This is a genomic window from Fulvimonas sp. R45 (genome assembly GCF_030504985.1).
Classification (GTDB): Bacteria; Pseudomonadota; Gammaproteobacteria; order Xanthomonadales; family Rhodanobacteraceae; genus Rhodanobacter_A.
On record NZ_JASERU010000047.1, the window covers coordinates 1 to 607 of the forward strand.

Below are 607 nucleotides of genomic sequence, written 5' to 3' on the forward strand. Positions count from 1 at the left end.
TACGGCCTGCCGGTGCGCATGAACATGGACAATGGCTCGCCCTGGGGCAGTCCCGGTGGCGATTCGCGGGGCCTGTCCGCCCTGAGCCTGTGGCTGGTGCGGCTCGGCATCCGGGTCAGCTTCAGCGCACCGGCCCATCCGCAGACCAACGGCAAGGACGAGCGCTTCCACCGCAGCCTGAAGGCCGAGGTGCTCAACGGCCGCACCTGGACCGATCACGCCGGTGTGCAGCAGGCCTTCGATGCGTGGCGGGCGATTTACAACCACCGTCGCCCCCACGAGGGCATCGGCATGGCCGTGCCGGGCGCCCGCTACCGGCCCAGTCCGCGGCCTTTTCCGGAAACCCTGCCACCCATCGAGTACGGGCCGGACGACACCGTGCTGATCGTGCGCAGCGGTGGCATGGTCTCCTTCCAGGGGCGGTACTTGAAGGTCTCCAACGCCCTGCGGGGACTGCCCATCGCCGCGCGTCCTTGCCCCCATGAAGATGGTATCTACGCGCTCTACTTCGTCCACCACCGCCTCGCCACCATCGACATGCGCGAGGCCGACTAGACTGTTACCCATGTCCTGGCACGGGTGTAACCCATCTCCCCGGTCCATACAG

General features: G+C 67.5%; 1 protein-coding gene. It reads left to right on the forward strand.

The features are described from left to right. The coding region (locus QMK61_RS17595; protein WP_302073531.1) for an integrase core domain-containing protein at positions 1-555 on the forward strand (555 nt) is incomplete at its 5' end. Positions 556-607: the final 52 nt, after the last annotated feature.